Origin of the sequence: Shewanella sp. SACH (genome assembly GCF_001887095.2) — a bacterium.
GTDB lineage: Bacteria > Pseudomonadota > Gammaproteobacteria > Enterobacterales > Shewanellaceae > Shewanella > Shewanella baltica.
The window spans coordinates 108,400-125,109 of the sequence record NZ_MPDG02000007.1 but is presented as its reverse complement, the minus strand read 5'-3'; the positions used below and the strand labels follow the sequence as shown (position 1 = coordinate 125,109).

Annotated in this window: 17 protein-coding genes; 12 read left to right on the top strand and 5 right to left on the bottom strand. The window is 47.9% G+C overall.

The window, feature by feature from the left end:
* Window positions 1–47: 47 nt before the first annotated feature.
* A complete protein-coding gene (locus tag BM607_RS19590; RefSeq protein ID WP_071940578.1) occupies window positions 48–782 on the bottom strand; it encodes an ATP-binding cassette domain-containing protein in 735 nt (244 codons plus the stop codon).
* Window positions 783–785: 3 nt separating this feature from the next.
* Window positions 786–2,447, bottom strand: coding sequence for an alpha/beta fold hydrolase (locus BM607_RS19585; RefSeq protein WP_071940577.1), 1,662 nt, complete (start codon window positions 2,445–2,447; stop codon window positions 786–788).
* Between the two features lie 93 nt (window positions 2,448–2,540).
* On the opposite strand from BM607_RS19585, the gene BM607_RS19580 reads away from it, so the two are divergent.
* From BM607_RS19580 to BM607_RS19550, 7 genes are all read left to right on the top strand, one after another.
* Window positions 2,541–2,912 carry a GntR family transcriptional regulator gene (locus tag BM607_RS19580; protein ID WP_071940576.1) on the top strand — a complete coding sequence of 124 codons (372 nt, stop codon included), beginning with the start codon at window positions 2,541–2,543 and terminating at the stop codon, window positions 2,910–2,912.
* Window positions 2,913–2,965: 53 nt separating this feature from the next.
* A complete protein-coding gene (locus tag BM607_RS19575) occupies window positions 2,966–3,829 on the top strand; it encodes an ABC transporter ATP-binding protein (RefSeq protein ID WP_071940575.1) in 864 nt (287 codons plus the stop codon).
* A complete protein-coding gene (locus BM607_RS19570; protein ID WP_071940574.1) occupies window positions 3,826–5,136 on the top strand; it encodes an ABC transporter permease in 1,311 nt (436 codons plus the stop codon). The genes BM607_RS19575 and BM607_RS19570 overlap by 4 nt, the downstream gene beginning before the upstream one ends.
* Before the next feature lie 128 nt (window positions 5,137–5,264).
* Entirely contained in the window at window positions 5,265–7,070 is a 1,806-nt protein-coding gene (locus tag BM607_RS19565; protein ID WP_071940573.1) for a long-chain fatty acid--CoA ligase, read from the top strand.
* Between the two features lie 143 nt (window positions 7,071–7,213).
* Window positions 7,214–9,664 carry a hypothetical protein gene (locus BM607_RS19560; protein WP_071940572.1) on the top strand — a complete coding sequence of 817 codons (2,451 nt, stop codon included), beginning with the start codon at window positions 7,214–7,216 and terminating at the stop codon, window positions 9,662–9,664.
* 128 nt (window positions 9,665–9,792) lie between these two features.
* The gene (locus BM607_RS19555) at window positions 9,793–10,203 is read left to right on the top strand and encodes a thioesterase family protein (protein WP_012586381.1); all 411 of its coding nucleotides are present in this window, start codon (window positions 9,793–9,795) and stop codon (window positions 10,201–10,203) included.
* Window positions 10,204–10,326: 123 nt separating this feature from the next.
* Complete coding sequence (locus BM607_RS19550; protein ID WP_071940571.1) at window positions 10,327–10,875, top strand: HPP family protein; 549 nt, start codon at window positions 10,327–10,329, stop codon at window positions 10,873–10,875.
* Window positions 10,876–10,895: 20 nt separating this feature from the next.
* Here BM607_RS19550 and BM607_RS19545 read toward each other — a convergent pair whose 3' ends face one another.
* Window positions 10,896–11,159, bottom strand: a complete 264-nt coding sequence (locus BM607_RS19545) for a GNAT family N-acetyltransferase (RefSeq protein WP_012586383.1) — start codon at window positions 11,157–11,159, stop codon at window positions 10,896–10,898.
* A 62-nt stretch (window positions 11,160–11,221) separates the two neighbouring features.
* Complete coding sequence (locus BM607_RS19540; protein WP_012586384.1) at window positions 11,222–11,650, bottom strand: thioesterase family protein; 429 nt, start codon at window positions 11,648–11,650, stop codon at window positions 11,222–11,224.
* 156 nt (window positions 11,651–11,806) lie between these two features.
* On the opposite strand from BM607_RS19540, the gene BM607_RS19535 reads away from it, so the two are divergent.
* The 4 genes from BM607_RS19535 to BM607_RS19520 all read left to right on the top strand — a co-directional run bounded on the left by BM607_RS19535 (window position 11,807) and on the right by BM607_RS19520 (window position 14,520).
* Window positions 11,807–12,202: a GFA family protein gene (locus BM607_RS19535; protein WP_071940570.1), complete on the top strand. Its 396-nt coding sequence runs from the start codon at window positions 11,807–11,809 to the stop codon at window positions 12,200–12,202.
* 3 nt (window positions 12,203–12,205) lie between these two features.
* Window positions 12,206–12,562: a MerR family transcriptional regulator gene (locus BM607_RS19530; RefSeq protein ID WP_071940569.1), complete on the top strand. Its 357-nt coding sequence runs from the start codon at window positions 12,206–12,208 to the stop codon at window positions 12,560–12,562.
* A gap of 193 nt (window positions 12,563–12,755) precedes the next feature.
* Window positions 12,756–13,142 (top strand): carboxymuconolactone decarboxylase family protein, encoded by a 387-nt coding sequence (locus BM607_RS19525; RefSeq protein ID WP_071940568.1) that lies wholly within the window; start codon window positions 12,756–12,758, stop codon window positions 13,140–13,142.
* Between the two features lie 295 nt (window positions 13,143–13,437).
* Window positions 13,438–14,520, top strand: a complete 1,083-nt coding sequence (locus BM607_RS19520) for a hypothetical protein (protein WP_071940567.1) — start codon at window positions 13,438–13,440, stop codon at window positions 14,518–14,520.
* A gap of 95 nt (window positions 14,521–14,615) precedes the next feature.
* Here the strand turns inward: BM607_RS19520 and mtnC are convergent, their stop codons facing one another.
* A complete protein-coding gene (gene mtnC / locus BM607_RS19515) occupies window positions 14,616–15,296 on the bottom strand; it encodes an acireductone synthase (RefSeq protein WP_071940598.1) in 681 nt (226 codons plus the stop codon).
* A gap of 242 nt (window positions 15,297–15,538) precedes the next feature.
* Here mtnC and BM607_RS19510 point away from each other — a divergent pair, with 242 nt between their 5' ends.
* A complete protein-coding gene (locus BM607_RS19510; protein WP_071940566.1) occupies window positions 15,539–16,696 on the top strand; it encodes an alpha/beta hydrolase-fold protein in 1,158 nt (385 codons plus the stop codon).
* The last annotated feature ends 14 nt before the right edge of the window (window positions 16,697–16,710 follow it).

Below are 16,710 nucleotides of genomic sequence, written 5' to 3'. Positions count from 1 at the left end.
CAAGCTCTTAAAGGTTAAAACCAGCGGGCGTAATCTTTGCTGAGTCATCATGCCGCTATCCCTTCATCTGTGCCGATAAGTTGAATAAAGGCTTCTTCGAGTGTGTCTTTGCCCGTTTGGGTGCACAGTTCGGTTGGGCTGCCAATGGCGACGACTCTGCCCTGGGCCATAACGATCACTTGGTCACACAGTGCGGCGACTTCTTGCATCACATGGCTAGAGAACAACACGCAATGCCCTTGATTCTTAAGGTCGATAAGAATGTCACGCAGCAGGCGAGTGCTCATCACATCGAGCCCACGGGTTGGTTCGTCGAGGATGATATTGCTCGGGCTGTGGACTATGGCCTGTGCGAGGGCAGTTTTCATCCTTTGCCCTTGGGAGAAGCCCTTGCAGCGGCGATCGCTAATATCTTCCAAGCGCAATTTCGCAATCACTTGGCTGGTGGCTTCCTTGGCTTCCTTGGATGATAAGCCGCTTAGCTCGGCAAAATAGCGAATGTATTCCCGTGGCGTTAAACGTTCGTACAGACCAAAAGGATCGGGGAATAACCCGAGTTGCTGCTTCGCGCCGATAGGGTCGATGGCGACATCTATGCCTTCGATTTCTGCTTTGCCGTTATCGGGTTTCAACAAGCCAAAAATCGTGCGTAAACAGGTGGTTTTACCTGCGCCGTTGGGGCCGAGTAATCCTGTTATTTGGCCGTTTTGTGCGACGAAGCTTAAGTCATTGAGCGCCTGTACGTCACCGATGCGCTTGGAAAGATTGGATACTTTGATCATGGCTTACTCCTTGGCCCCAGTGCTGGCGTTATCATCTGCGGTGGTTTTTGTGCTGGTCGCATCAAGCGGTTCTACCGAGCTGGCATTTAAATAAAAGCTGCGGCGCACATCTTTCTTTAAACATTCGCCGTCGAGATCGTTCACGGAACCCGAGCGAACGAGATCGGCGATAAGGTTATTAGCGCAGGATTGATAGGCCACGCCGTGGGTCGCATAGGGGGCGACAAAGTGCTTGGCATTGGTGAGTTTTTCCATCGCTAACTCGCCCCAACTCGGTGGTGTCGCAGGGTCGATTTCGCCGGATAACAACAAGGTCGGAATATCGCTGCTGATGGGCTCGCTAAAGCTTTTATCGACCGCGGGGACTTTCCATACTTCACACGTGGCTTCTAAGCCTTCGAGCATTGTTTTGCCCATAAAGGAGTGCTGAGCCTGTTCGCGCATGGCGGGCGTAATACGGTGCATATCTTCGCCACAGACCACGGATGCGTGCATACCCATCGCCATGCCAGCATTGTCGATAGTGAGGGAATACAAACCGAGTATGGGTTGGAAGTTGTGTTTCGCGGCTTGGTGAATCGCATGGGGCACTAAGGCGCGCACATTGGCTTGATACAGCGCCATGCGGATGGAGCCGTAGAACTTACCGCGCGTCATAGTCAGCATGGTCTTTTCACCTGTGACAGGATCGTAGACGTTTTCCATCACGGGCGCTTTGGCGAGTGAGGCCGCGACTTGGTCGAATTCGGCTTTCAGCTCTGGGAACTGGGCATGACAAGCGGTGGTTTCTTGGCAATCTTTAAAGAGTAAATCAAAGCCTCGATCAATCGATGCGCCGATTTCTAATACGCTTTGTTGCATCGGCACTATGCCGTCTAAGGTCACTGTGGCTAAGTGTGCCGGGTATAAACGCATGTAAAGCTGCGCCATACGCGTGCCGTAGGAGATGCCGTAAATATGCAGTTTTTTGTAGCCTAAATGCTGGCGCACGGCTTCAAAGTCTTTAATCGCGTTGAGGCTACCGTATTGGGTGACGTCGGCATCGATTTTGGCTAAGCATTTTTGGGTTTCGGCTTTGGTGTCGGCATTGTCATCATCGAATGACAGTGGAGATTGCGCGCCTTCATCACAAGTCAGCAGATTCGAGCGGCCTGTGCCCCTTTGGTCGATCAGCAAGATATCTCGCTGTTGGCGGACTTTGCTCAGCATGGCATCGAAACCCGCCGCATTGTCTATGGCCGATTGTCCTGGGCCGCCAGCAATGGCGAGTAAGGCTTCTTCATGGTTGACGTTTTTCACCGCGGGCAAAACGACGTAATGCACTTGGATCTGTTTGCCATCGGGTTTGTTAGGATTTTCTGGCGCAGTCACAAAACCGCAGTTTAGGCGATCGGATACGCCTTCCACATAACAAGTGTCGGTGTTATTCGCCATGTTCCTCGCGATATCAGCCGTCGCTTGTGTCTGTTGGCTTTTTACATCACTCGCCCACGTCGCCGTACTTGCCATCGCCAGCATAAGTGCGCTCATGCTTAACATGCGTGTGCTTAAAATACGCGTGCGCCATGTGGCAACTGTGGCATTAGTTGCGCCATGCCGTGGCCGAGTTGGCGTAAGGCGTTGAGCGGTTTTGCTTAACTTCCTGTGTGTCATGCTATCTATCATGCGCGCTTTCCTTTTTGCATTTCAGGACGAGTGTGTTAATTTAACTACCAGTGTATCGGTGTATCAATGTATTAATACAGTGTGTAGAGGCTAATGTTAGAACTTTTAAATGTCAACCCCAGCAGTGGTGAACCAATTTACAAGCAATTACACGAACAAGTCGTGCGTTTAATTGTGGGCGGTCAGCTGCAAGTGGATGATGTCTTGCCCTCTGTGCGCCAGATTGCCGAGTATCTTGCGGTGAATCCTATGACTGTCTCCCGCGCGATTCAGCAGCTTGTCGATCAGGGGTGGCTTGAACGCCGCCGTGGCCAAGCGACAAAAGTCGCGTTGCGCACTGAGACTATGGCATCGGGGGTGAGCATGCTCGAACCCCAACTCGATGCTTTGTTGTCGCAGGCTAAACAGCTAGGCGTCAGCCTGCCCGAGTTAATGCAATTGATAAATGAACGCTGGCAAGACTAGCGTTAACCTACTGTCACTTATCGATAAAATAGAATAAAAAAGGATGATATTCGATGGACCAAGCGTGCACACCAATACTTGAATTTAGCCAAGTGAATAAAGTCTTTCGCGGTAAAGGCGCAGGTGAAAAGTGGGCGCTTAAGAATTTATCGTTAACCTTGTCGGCGGGCATGGTGGTCGGGTTATTAGGGCAAAATGGGGCTGGTAAATCGACTCTAATGCGCTGCGCTTTGGGTGTGCTCACGCCGGATTCTGGCAGTATTGTTACCTTAGGCGAAACGCCTGAGAATTTAACCTCCAGGGCAAAGGAGCTTTTAGGCTATGTGCCGCAGCAACCTTTTGGTTATGAAGGTTTTACCATTGAACGCGCCCTCGATTTACACCGCAGTTTTTATCCCAATTGGGACATGCAATTAGAGCAAGATTGGCTAGTACGGTTCGAGTTAGATGTAACCCAACAGGTGCAACGTTTATCTGTGGGGCAAAGGCAATCATTGGCCTTGATTATGGCGATGGCCTATCGCCCTGAGCTATTGATCCTCGATGAACCGGTCGCCAGTCTCGATCCGATTGTGCGGCGCAAATTTATGGTCGATTTGTTCGATCTCGCCCTCGAATCGGGTTCCGCTGTACTGTTTTCATCCCATATCACCTCAGATATCGAGCGGGTTGCCAGTCATGTGGCGCTGATTAAACACGGCGAATTAGTGCTATTTAAAGAAATCGATGCCCTACGGGAACAGGTGCGTCTACTCACACTTGCACCCGAAACGGTTTTGCCTGAGTCGGTCACTGTGTTGAGTCGTGTCGGTGATTCAGTGCTGGTGGATTTGGGCGAACACAGCGCGCTAATCTCGGGCGTGTTAAAGAACGAAGCCCTTAATCTGGAACAGCTTTTTATGGAGCTACACAGATGAGTGCGCCAGAACTAAACATCACGCCGACGGCTAAGATGAAAGGCGCGCGGTTGATGAATCCATTTAATGGCATGCTGCGTCTTTGGTGTTTTGACGTCGGCAGTGTGAGCTTTTTAGGTACCGGCTTACTGGGAATGATCTTAGGTTGCATTACAGCGTTGCAGGGCAAAAGTGACAGTGCTGAACTGTTGTTTTCTATGGGAATCGTTTCAAGCTCGGCGGCGGTGGCATGGCAACTCATACGTTTGATGGCGAGCGAGTGCGCCCAGTTAATTCCCCATTATCGCCGCCATATTTATATCCAAAGCGCAGTGGTGTTAACCAGCGTATTGGGCATAAGCGTATTGTTTTGTTTAGCTTTGGGTTCAACGTCTAGTCTACCCACCTTAGTGTTGGCCTTGGTGATGAGTTTTGCCTTTATTTGCCTGTGTTTACTCAGCACTCAGTGGTTTTACGCCTCCTTTTTATTGTTTGTTTTAGTGCCGTTTATCTCCTTGATTACAGGTTATATCCCCCTATGGTTAAGCGCGATTGCACTGGTGGCGTTAGGTGCTTTCATTATCCGTATCTGCCGGGCTTTACCTTGGCGTGCTGAGGCGAGAACTGTGTACCTCAATGGCCTCGAAATGGGCTGGTTCTGGCTGCCCAATTTGCAATCGATGCGTATCTTGAGCCGCTTTGAGCGTTATCTGCATCCCACCAATTTTTTTATCGGCCCTATGCTGACGATTTTACTGCTGCTTATACCGGCAGTCTGCTTAGTGCTTGGGGTGTTATCGCACCAATTCCATCAGAATTTCCCCGTGTTACTGCTGTTGGCACAGTTCAGCGTGATTATGTGTTCGCTGGTGCATTGGAGCCGAGTGCAGCGTTCGCGCTCGACAGAAACCTTATTGCTGATGCCAGGATTTGATGGTCGAAAAGGACTCATAGCGGCTTTTTGCCGTGGCCAGCAACGACTGCTGAATGTGGTCGTCGGCATTATGCTGGCGTGTAGTCTGCTGCTGGGTTGGCTCAGTGGTGATCTGAATATGCAGTTAGTAGGTCATCTGGTGCTCAGCACTTACTGGGCCTGCGCTTTGACCTTAGGTTTTGGCTGCATGTGTCGCCGAGTGTTGCATGTCACGCTCACTATGATGGTTGTTGCGGGGCATTCCCTGTGGGTGTCCATCAGCCTCGCATTGTTACGCGATGGCGGCAATCTAGGCGATTGGTTTATCTGGGATATGCTCTTAATGATACTTGGGAGCATAGTACTGATTTGGGGCAAGAAAACCCTCTGGAAGGGAGATGTCATTAGCGGCTAAACGGATATAGATTGCGATATTGGGACTCAGCTTGCACAAGATTAGAGCAAAAACTCTTAGTTTTTGACTGGCCTTCAGGTAGAATGGCGCAAAAGCGGTACACTTGTAAGCTAAAAGGTGAGTCTCTTATGTCTCTCGATCAATATCATGTTATTCGACTATTACAGCAGCAGAGCGAGTCTTTAAAAGACGCGATAGCGCTGGAAGGTTTTGAAATGGCCGCTCCTTGGTATCAGGTGAGCTGGCAAGCCTTTGACCAAATTAGCAGTAAAATTGCACAAGTGTTGATCGAACTTGGCGTACAAGTGCAAGACCGTTGCGTTATTTTGGCGCAAAACTGCCCACAGTGGACCTGTGCCGATGTCGGTACACTTAAAAGTCGCGCCGTTGTGGTGCCGATTTACCCCACCAGTACCGTCGAGCAGGCGAGCTTTATCGTTAACGATGCGGCAGCGAAAGTCATTTTTGTCGACGATGCTAAACAATACGCTATGGCCTGCGAGCTTCAAAGCTTATGCCCAAGCCTAGAGCATGTGATTGTTTTTGATGCCAGCGTGGCACTTGCCGCTGACAAAGCTGAGCAACATTGGCATTTAGATGCGCTGCTAGCGGGCGATGCGAAAGCGATTAAGCAAGAAGTTGAGCTTAACCAGCGTTTACAAGCGGCCAATCTAGATGATTTACTGACCTTAATTTATACCTCTGGCACGACTGGCGATCCTAAAGGCGTGATGCTGGATTACCGCAATATGGCCTCGACCATACGTCAACACGATCAAAAACTGGCTTTCCATTCTGGCGATGTGTCTTTGGCATTCTTGCCCTTGAGTCATGTATTTGAGCGCAGTTGGAGTTTTTACGTCTTGTGCCGTGGCGGTCATAACGTCTATTTGCAAAATACCCAAAGAGTGAAAGAGGCGATTAGCGCCGTGCGTCCGCATACCTTGTGTGTGGTGCCGCGTTTCCTCGAAAAAGTGTACAGCGCTGTACAAGATAAAGTCGCCAAGTCAGCCGATGGTCGTAAGAAGTTGTTTGCTTGGGCTATGCGCGTTGGTCAACGTCAGTTCGAAGTCGGCCAAGGTCGTGCTAAGGGCGGATTATGGTTGTCACTGCAATGGCGTTTGGCCCACAAACTTGTGTATAGCAAGCTGCAAGCCGTGCTTGGCGGGCGTTTGAAGTTTATGCCCTGCGGTGGCGCGGCATTAGATGTGAATGTCGGCAGCTTCTTCCATGCGATTAATATTCCTGTGCTGTGTGGTTACGGCATGACGGAAACCAACGCAACCGTGACCTGCAATACCTTAGGTAATCGAGTGCCAGGTTCTAATGGTCAACCTCTGTTGGAAACCGAAATCAAGCTAGGCAAGGACGATGAGATTTTAGTCCGCGGTGCGACTGTGATGCGTGGCTATTACAATCGACCAGAAGATACCGCCGCCGCCTTCGAAGACGGTTGGTTAAAAACCGGTGATGCGGGACGTTTCGATGCGAACGGTAACTTATTTATTACCGACCGTATCAAAGAGTTAATGAAAACCTCTAACGGCAAATATATCGCGCCGCAACGGGTTGAGGGTGCTGTGGGCTGTTGTCCTTTTATCGAACAAGTGGCGATTATTGCCGATGCGCGTAACTATGTGACCGCCTTGATTGTGCCAGCGTTTGAATCACTGGAAGTGTGGGCGAAGGACAAAGGGCTGAAGTATGAGTCGCCTTTAGAATTGCTACGCCATAGTCATGTGGTTGAGCATTTTGAACAACGTCTCAAGCAGTTGCAGCATGAGCTGGCGGGCTTTGAACAGATTAAAAAGTTCACACTGTTGCCAGAAGCCTTCTCGATGGAAGCGGGTTTAATCACCCCAACGCTCAAGTTGCGCCGTAAGATGATTTATCATAAATACGCCCACGAAATTAATGCTATGTACAACAGCTGATTGTTAAGTCGTTGTTACTAAAGGCCGCTGTTGCGGCCTTTTTTGTTTCTGCTACTTCCTGCAGCGCTTAACTTAGCTTAAAATTCGCTCCGTTTACTGGTGCGCATGAGGCGCAAGTTATCGGTATAAAGGGCGTAGTTTAAATGGAACTTTCGATTCGTAGTCTTTTCGCAGCCACTGCGGTGTTGTTGTCTGCTTTTTCTGTCACTCCTGCTGCTGTCGCTGCGGATTACGACAAAATCGTCCACGGACCTGTGGATTTACCCCATGGCCAATGGCTTAATTTCTATCAAAAAGATCAGCAAGTGTGGGGCGAAATGCTCTACGGCGATGCGCCCGGCGTGCGTATTGACGATTATGGCCGAGCCGAAATAGTGGCGGTTTTTTACTATGACTTTGATAAAGGCGGCACTAAAGAAGTGATCGTCATGCTCAAGGATACCGATGGTCAGCACCTGCGCGGCTATGGTTTTGATGGGGAAGAGCTGACTAAACTACCGCGCCTACAAGTTGTGCTCGATGAAGTGGCCCCAACCTTAACCACGTTTACCGTGGGCGGCGTCCGTAAAGTACTAAGCCAAATTCCGCCACAGCAATACCGTATGACCTATGATGTTGAAGCAATTGAAGATCCTGCCATTAAAGCGATTGTCGATGGCTCAACTAAGCTCAGGCCAACCTTAGTGGGTTATCGAAATTCCGAAGGTTCACCCGTCGATGTAAAAACCGCCGTCGAGTATAAATTACGTTATCCACTGACTCGCAAAGATAAAGATGCTCAAGGCATTGAGCGCCAATACAGCTTAGTGACCACCTTTGATCGCAGTGGTTATAGCGAAGAAGACGGTAGTTTTGTATTGGTGAGTGTGGCCTTTGAGGCCGATCACTTCGACTGGCTTAAAAGCGGCGGCGCTGAAATCCCCCGCACAGGCCCATTCTACAATTTTATGAGCATGGGCATGGGGAGCACTTGGGCAGGGCTTGCGAGTGAAAGTCATTATGCCCAAGGTCTGCTCGATGGTGCCTATGTTGCTTACGATGGCCGCAATGGCAATGTGATGTATTCGGGCGATTACAAGCAGGGTAAAAAAGTCGGTAAGTGGATGGAAGCCGATAGCCGAGAAACCTATTGGGAAGGCGAATACCTTGACGGTAAAAAACAAGGTAAATGGATTGCACAGTCGATATTCGATGAGGCCGATAACTTCGGTTTTGCCCACTACAATCAGGATGTGCTCGACGGCCCCTACGAAATTTATGCACTAGATTATGGCTCCAGCACCGAAGGCGCTAAGCAATTAATGGAAAAAGGCATTTATCGCAACGGAGTCAAAGACGGTGAATGGTTAGAGCAAGATGGGACGAAAGGCCGCTATGAACAAGGTGTAAAACAAGGGCCTTGGACTGAAAAGATATCGGTTGGCCATTACCGCGATAGTCTAGGTCAAGGGAGTTACCTTGGGGGGAAACGCACTGGCCCTTGGCTGTTTACTTTTGCTGGGGGTAGTAAAGCCGAGGTGAGTTATCTTAATGGCTTGCGCCAAGGCGAGGCTAAGTCATTCAATAAAGATAATGTGCTGCTTGTTACCAGCCATTATGAACAGGGTAGGCTCGATGGTCAGAGTATTTGGTACTCAAGCCCTAATGTAGTGAGTAGTATCTCAAACTATCGCCAAGGTGAGCTAGATGGCCCGCAAATGCATTTTGATACTAAGGGTGAACTGACAGGGTTAATGAGTTTTAAATTAAATGAAACAGTGACACTTAAGCCCTCGCAAGACGAATGCATTATGCGTAAAAATCCCTACGCAGCGGATTGTGCAGGGATAATCAATCAAAAAAATACCGAGACCTCATCGATAAAGCACGGTGAACAGCGTGAGTATCATAGCAACGGCAGCTTGTACAAATTAGCTTACTACAGCAATGGCCTGTTAGATAAAACATACCAGTTTGATGCCAATGGCCGTTTGTTAGAGATGACAAGTTACCAAGCGGGTAAGGAATACGGTCCAAGTCTGCGTTATTCGACCACGGGCGGTTATGCTCTTCGTATTTATGCTCACAATGTCAATAATCGCCTCTCAGGCCCACGTTACAGTTTCTATGCTAACGGCCAATTAGATAAGCTGTGGAACTATTGCCAGCAAGAAGGGGAAACCTGGAATGGTGCGCCATACTACTGGGATAACGCTATTGCGCGCTGTGGTATACAGCGGGAGTACTTTGATAATGGTGCTGTGAATTGCATCGAAGAGTTAGATAGCAATTATGCCGTAGATAAAGTGTGTTACGACATCAATGGTAAGTTATCGAGTGAAATGCTGCGCATCGATGAACAACATGTGGTCCATAAGCGCTATATCAATGGGGTGATTTATCAGGAAGAGCCGGGTTTTTCCGATTATTCGCATGTGACCAAAGGGCGCAAAATTTATCACTTAGAAAACCCTAAAAGCCATGGTGTGTTTAAGTCCTACCGTAGTGGTAAGTTAGAATATGAAAAAATTTATGATATGGGTAAGGCAGGATGCTTTAAAAAGTATGATGCCAATGGCAAGCAAGCGGCAGAAACCGCCAGTTGCCAATTCTAAGATCTAGGTTTGTTTAGCCTTTAGGGTCTGGTAGGCTTGGGATAAAGGATGAATTTGGTGCGGGTAGCTCAATCGCGATAATCATTAAATTCATCAGCTTATAGAATAACAATAAAAGGGAAGTCCGAATGTCAGTTACCGAATACAGCCTCGAAATACACCCAAGATTCACAGAAACCGATGGTCTAGGCCATATCAACAACACAGTGATCCCCGTATGGTGCGAAGCAGCGCGCACGCCAATTTTCGAGATTTTTAATCCAGAGTTGGATTTGCAGCAATGGAACTTAATTGTCGCGGGCTTTACCGTGGCGTTTATCGCGCCAACCTATTACGGCAAAAGCGTGACAGTGAAAACCTTTGTGAGTCGCATCGGTAATAGCAGCTTCGAACTGACTCAAACCTGTTGGCAAGCGGGCAATAAAACCGCCGAAGTGAAAACTACACTGGTGCATTACGACTACAGCTGCGAAAAAAGCCGCCCTATTCCTGAAGATATCCGCGAAATGCTCGCCAAGCTGAATGGTGAAAGCGCTTAATCTGCCCTGTCTCTCGGTCAGCGCAATTGCAATTGCGCTGCTGAAGCGTTAATTTGTCGGCCCGCTAACTGTGATGCAGATCACTTCTCTGTATCGCCTAATTTTTATCGGTTCGGATTAATCATGAGATTCTATTTTACCCGCATGCGCTCGAAGGACATTTGTCCACCAAGACAGCCACTTAAAAAGATTGTGTGGTCATGGATTGGGGCTTTCTGTGGCATTTACTTGGTCGCGAGTCTCGCAAATTATATGAGCGAAAACCTCGTCGGTACTATGTTTGTGATTGGCTCATTCGGCGCTTCGGCTGTACTGGTATACGGCGCACCGCTGGCGGAGTTTTCTCAACCGCGCAACTTGATTGGTGGCAGTGTGTTATCGGCCTTAATTGGGGTCGCCGTGTACCAAGTGTGTGGCGATTATGTGGTGCTGGCCAGCGCCTTAGCGGTATCCCTGTCTATCGCATTAATGTACTTGACCCGCACTCTGCATCCACCTGGCGGCGCAACGGCATTGATAGCCGTGATTGGTGGTGAAAACGTGCATCAACTCGGCTTTCTCTACGCGTTAATGCCAGTGTTCCTCGGCTCAGTATTACTCTTATTGGTCGCGCTGGTGGTCAATAACCTCTCCACCGATCCCAAGCGCCATTACCCTGTGTATTGGATTTAGCTAACTTGTTGTGAAATAGGCTATTTCAAAAACTTCTGCACATACCAGCAGCTGGCTTGGATAGCCAAATCTTGGTTTTTTGCCCATTTAAGTCCGTGGCGAACTAAGCGTTCGGCAAGTCCTTTACCGCGCAGTTCGTTGGGGACAAAGGTGCGGCTAAAATCGATATCCTTGCCTGATAATTGGTATTCCAACACGGCTTCATAGCCATCGACAGGGATAATAAAACGCTGTCTATCCTGTTGATGTTCAATGGCTATCTCAATATTTTCGTTATCTGACATACATGCTTCCCTCAAGGAGTGGCTTAAAGTGTGCTGGCAATTTAGCTATCGATTTGGTTAGCTTAGGCGACTTCGTGTTGTTTGAGAATCGCCAGCAGTTCTGCCGGTAAGTCGGCCTTTTTGCCGGTTTTAAAGTTAAACATCACGGCGACTGAAGTACCTAAGGTGGTTACTGCCTGCTGCTGTTTACTAAAAGCCTGATAATGCATGGTGAATCTATCGCTGTGAATATCGCTAATGCTGACACTCACTAATAGAGTATCGGGGAAGGTCACTGGGCGTTTATAGCGGGCCTGATTTTCGCTGATCACCGGGCCAATACCTGATTTATACAGGGTATCTAGCGGGAAGAGGCGATTGAAAAAGTCGATACGTGCTGTCTCAAAATAGCGGAAATAGACGACGTTGTTGACGTGTTGCAACGCATCCATTTCGCCCCAAGCCACAGGGATTTCGGTCACTATAGGGTGCTGTGCGAGAAACTTTTCCATTATGTTTTCCAGTGTGTTTGGCATTGAATTGCCGATCTAAAAATGCGAGTTGAAACGCTCGTTTAAGATGGTCAGACTAGCAGCATAAAGAACAAGCGACAAGCCATGGCGTTATAGGCATTTAGCGATAACATTAAGCGAAACAAGGAGCAGTGCATGATTAAACGAGTCGGAAACACCCATATTCAAGCTGAACATCAAGCGTCTTGCCACTGTGGCGCTGTGGTGTTGCAATTATCGCTGCCCAATGGCATCGAAAATCCGCGCCGCTGCGATTGTTCTATCTGCCGCCGTAAGGGCGCGATTGTCGGCTCTGTACCGCTGGCGGGGATCAAAATCCTCAAGGGTGAAGATGTACTGAAATGCTATCAATTCAATACCAAAACTGCCAAGCATTACTTTTGCGCCAACTGCGGTATTTACACTCATCACCAGCGGCGTTCCAATCCCCATGAATATGGTTACAACATTGGTTGCCTCGAAGGGGTCAATCCATTCGATTTAGACAATGTGCCCACGAATGATGGCGTTAACCATCCTGCGGATCGTTAGATTATGAACATAGGTCAGTTTGCTGCACTTACTGGATTGTCGGCGCATACGCTCAGGTATTACGAGAAAATCGGTTTGCTACGGTCTGTGGTGCGAAATGCGAGCGGGCACCGCGACTATGCCGCGAAAGAAGCAGAATGGATTGGGTTTATCAATCGCTTGAAAGAAACGGGCATGCCACTAAAGCAGATTTTGACCTATGCCGAACTGCGTGCTCAAGGCGATACAACCGCAGGTGAGCGACAGCAATTACTTGAGCAACATGCCTCACAATTGGCTGAGCGTATTCGCCAAGAGCAGGCGCACCTGATCGCCCTCGAGCAAAAAATCCGCTATTACCAAACGCATTTCAGTGATTAAGCTTAGCGATTCGGTTCAGTCGCTAAGTTCTGCATTTAAATCCTAATCGATTAATATTCTTCGCTTTTATCTTTAGCTGCTGTCTTCCTGCTTCAATCACAGGGCTACCTGCATTATTCATCAATCAGCCGTTGACTTAGAGTTAACTCTAAGGCGTAAGCTGACTTCTGTGGTCAAATCCTAAGGAGTCAAAATGAGTAATCAAAGGTATGTGCAGGGCTTAGCTAAGCTGACTGAAATCGACGGCGAGGCGGGCGAGAAAGTGATCAGTAGTCTGGCAAATATTTGCCCCGACTTGGGCAAGTACATTATCGAATATCCTTTTGGGGATATTTATCAGCGTGAAGGACTCGATCTTAAGACGCGGGAGTTAGTCACTGTCGCGGCGCTCACTGCATTAGGGCATTGTCAGCCGCAGCTTAACGTCCATATTAATGGCGCGTTGAATGTCGGTTGTGCACCGCAGGAAATCGTCGAAGTGATACTGCAAATGTCGGTTTATGCGGGCTTCCCCGCAGCACTGAATGGCATGTTCGTCGCGAAAGCTGTCTTTGCCGAGCGGGAGTTAAATGTCGTTTGAGTCTATTTTGAGTTAGGTTCATAGCACTTCAGTGAAGCGATCTTAAGGTCGCTTTGATTTTACTCATAGGTATTATTTTCAAATCCATTTAAACGGTATTTTTGTTCCGCATCATCGACATAAAATCTCGCGGGAGATTCATTTCGCCGCTAAGGGACGATTCGGCAAGTTTTGCTAGTGAATTGCCAAAGTTAGCCGCTACACTGGCATAGGTGACGCGAGTGTCGCCATAGGTTTTGCAGTTTACATTGGCAACTCATGTTCGTCTTAATCGTAAACGGAATTTAAAATAATAATGAATTTAGGTCGTTACACTGAATCTGCCCGCCAGCACTTACGGCAAGTCACTAAGCCTTTGCCTAGCAAGCTCCAACTAGGGTTGAGCAAGTTGTGGCGCTACTTAAGCCAAGGGTTTGCTAAGTTATCCTTTGCGCAAAAGCTGTATCTTATTGCCTTGATATTGGCCTTTAGTACCGACTTGATGGGTGTGGTCGCCGTGATTGCGGTTATCGCTATGGCTATCGAGTTTTGGCCCGTGTTCGAGCGGGTCTGGCACAGTTTGGCAGGCAAGGCTGTGTTGTTGCTGTTTTATGCCATTATTGCCAACTTTGCTTTAGGATGGTCTGGCGCCATAGTTAACGAAGTGGTCGGGGTGTCGGCAAGTCATCTGGATTACACCCATAACTTAGCGATTTTACTCTATATGCCCGCTTGGTTTTTAATGGTGAGCGCAATTGTGCTGCTGGCATTGCAGTTGATTATCCCCATCTATTTAGTCTTAATTTTTTTGCTTAAACCTTTGGGTGTCAAATCGTTACGGATCACCTCACATACATCATTTCGTAAAACGACCTTTACGATCCGTATCGTGTTGGCGGCTGTGGTCTTATATCACTTGAGCTTACTGATTGATTTAGAAACCCGCCTTCAAACCTCGTTCGCAGACTTTATTACAACAACTCAAGAAGCCTCTGAACATAATCCCGTCGAGCCAGCATTAGGGCTTATGCCGCATACGACCGATGTGCTGACGGCACCGATTGCTGAGTTAGCTAAGATTAAGCCCGAGCTTGAAGCCGACAAACCGGCTGATAAACAAACCGCCGATGAGCGCGAAGAAGCGGAACGCAAGCAAACCTATGCGTCGGTGCGGGCGCAATATCAGTATCTCGTGCGGCAATGGTTAGCGACGTTTGCCTTTGCGCTTGAAGCCAATAGCCGTTCGCGTTGTGAAAAGCCCGCCGAATCGAATGTGATCGAGTTAAATGACTATGAGATTTTGCAGATCACGCCGGATAAGAAAGCGGATTATGGTTATCGTTTTGAAGTGAAAAAGTGTATTTCGGCCGCGTTTCCACTGACGGAAAAGGGCAAATAGGCCGACCCATAAAAAAGCGACCATAAGGTCGCTTTCATTTTTGGCTAAATCAGCTTGGCTGAGTTAGTCGACTATTGCGTTCTTCAACAATCACGTTATTCGATCAGCAACTCATCAAAGCTGCTGATTATACGGAACTCACCAGTGCGCTGTGTGCTATCGCGTACCATTTGGCAGGTCATCATGCCTGCAGCTTCGGCAGCCTTTAATTCTTCAATCACATCAGACACAAACAGCACTTGCTTAGGGCTTAAGCTGATAGTGTTGAGGATATTGCAGTAAGCCTGTTTATCTAATTTGTTGCCTGTACGGGTATCAAAATGACCGTTGAACATCTCGGTTAAATCGCCGCCGTCACTGTGGCTGAATAACAGCTTTTGCGCATCAACAGAGCCCGATGAAAAACTGTAAATACGCAAATTTTGCGCGCTAAAACGTTTCACCGCTTCAATAAAGTCAGGGAAGATATGGCCCTTAAATTCGCCATGGGCGTAGCCTTGCTTCCAGATCAAGCCTTGCAGGGTTTTGAGTGGTGTCGCTTTACGATCTTCGCTGACCCACTGCTGCAAAATTTCAGTCACGCGTGCTAAGTCCGCATCTGGCTCTAGGGCGATATCTCGGGTGTCGCAAATACAGTTTTCAACCAATACATTGTGTTGGTTCTGTTCTAAAAAGTCTGGCAAGGCTTTGACAGAATAGGGGAATAGTACATCTTGGATAAAGTTTAGGTCTGTCGTGGTGCCTGCTGTGTCTACGACTATGGCTCTGATACCCATAATGTTTTGATACTCCACAATATGTTGGCTTAAAAATGCAACTCCGATCCTAAGCGTTATTGGCGAAATTGGCTAGTCTATTTCGCGAGTCTTACCACAGCTATCACAGCCTAAATGGGAATACTTAGGGTTTGCGATATGCTTGGCAGAAGGATTAGGCCGTGAGATCGGATTTACTTTCAATAATACGGGTGTTAACTTCGGCTGATACTTATATAGTTGATTTTCAAGGAATGAATTTTATGCGTACGCTATTAATTCTGCTGGTGATTTACAGCTTTGCATTCTTCAATGTGTCAGCAAATGCCGATGATACTTTTCCCGCTCAACCACTGATGTTAAAGGTCAGTTCGAGCCTGTTAACTGAGCCTGCTGACTTTAAGGTGACATTGCCGGCCAGTTACCAGTCCAATACTGATAAACGTTACGTGGTACTGGTGGATTTACATCCTCGTAGTCATGACTATCTCGCTGGAATGGAAGATTGGATGAGTCATAACGGTGGCTGGCCTTGGCTGGAAACCATTATCGTGACGGCGCCAGATGGTCATGCAGGCTTGGGTGAGTTAAAAAGCTTAGCCATTAAGCAGCAAGAAAATCAGCAATTTTTAGATTTTATGGAGCAAGATCTACTGCCCGCCATCGATAAACAATATCGCACAAATGGTTTTCGGATCCTCAATGGCTTCACTGGCAATGCCACTTTCAGCCTCTATACGCTTTTGAATCGCCCAAGCCTATTTAATGCTTACATCGCCGCAAGTCCGGTACTGGATGATAACTACGCTTTTGTAATGGCAGATGCTGCAAAGAAGCTCGCAGGGATGAAAGGGAAGCAAAGATTCCTTTTTATGAGCACTAGCGACAGTGATTTCGAACAAAATCAGTTAGCTGACTTTGCCAAGCTTGAAGCCATCATCAAAGCGAACGCTACTAATTTACTCGATTATCGCATCAAGCGCTTCGATGGCACTTACTATATGACGCAACCTATTTTGGCTACGGCATATGGTATTGAAGCGATTTTTAACGATGTACACCAAGTGCTTAAGCCTGACTCGGCAATATCACGTCAAGGCGTAGCCGCTATTTTGGCGCATTATAAAACCCTGTCGAACGACAAATATGGTTTTGACGTGCCCGCTATCGATTCGCTTATCGCGTTGGCAAGTTCTGTCGAGACGACTGATCCCACCAAAGCTATCGACATTTATCAGCAAACCTTAAAAGCGATCCCAACAGCATTCGAGGCCAGCCATGCATTGGCAAGCGTCTATGCGAGCCAGGGTCAGCTAGTTGAAGCGATTAAGTATGAAAAGCAAGCGCTTGAATTAACTGACCATCCATTCTTCCAAGACAAATACAGTAAACAGTTAGCTGAGTTTCAGGCGAAGCATTAAGTGTAAACGCTCAC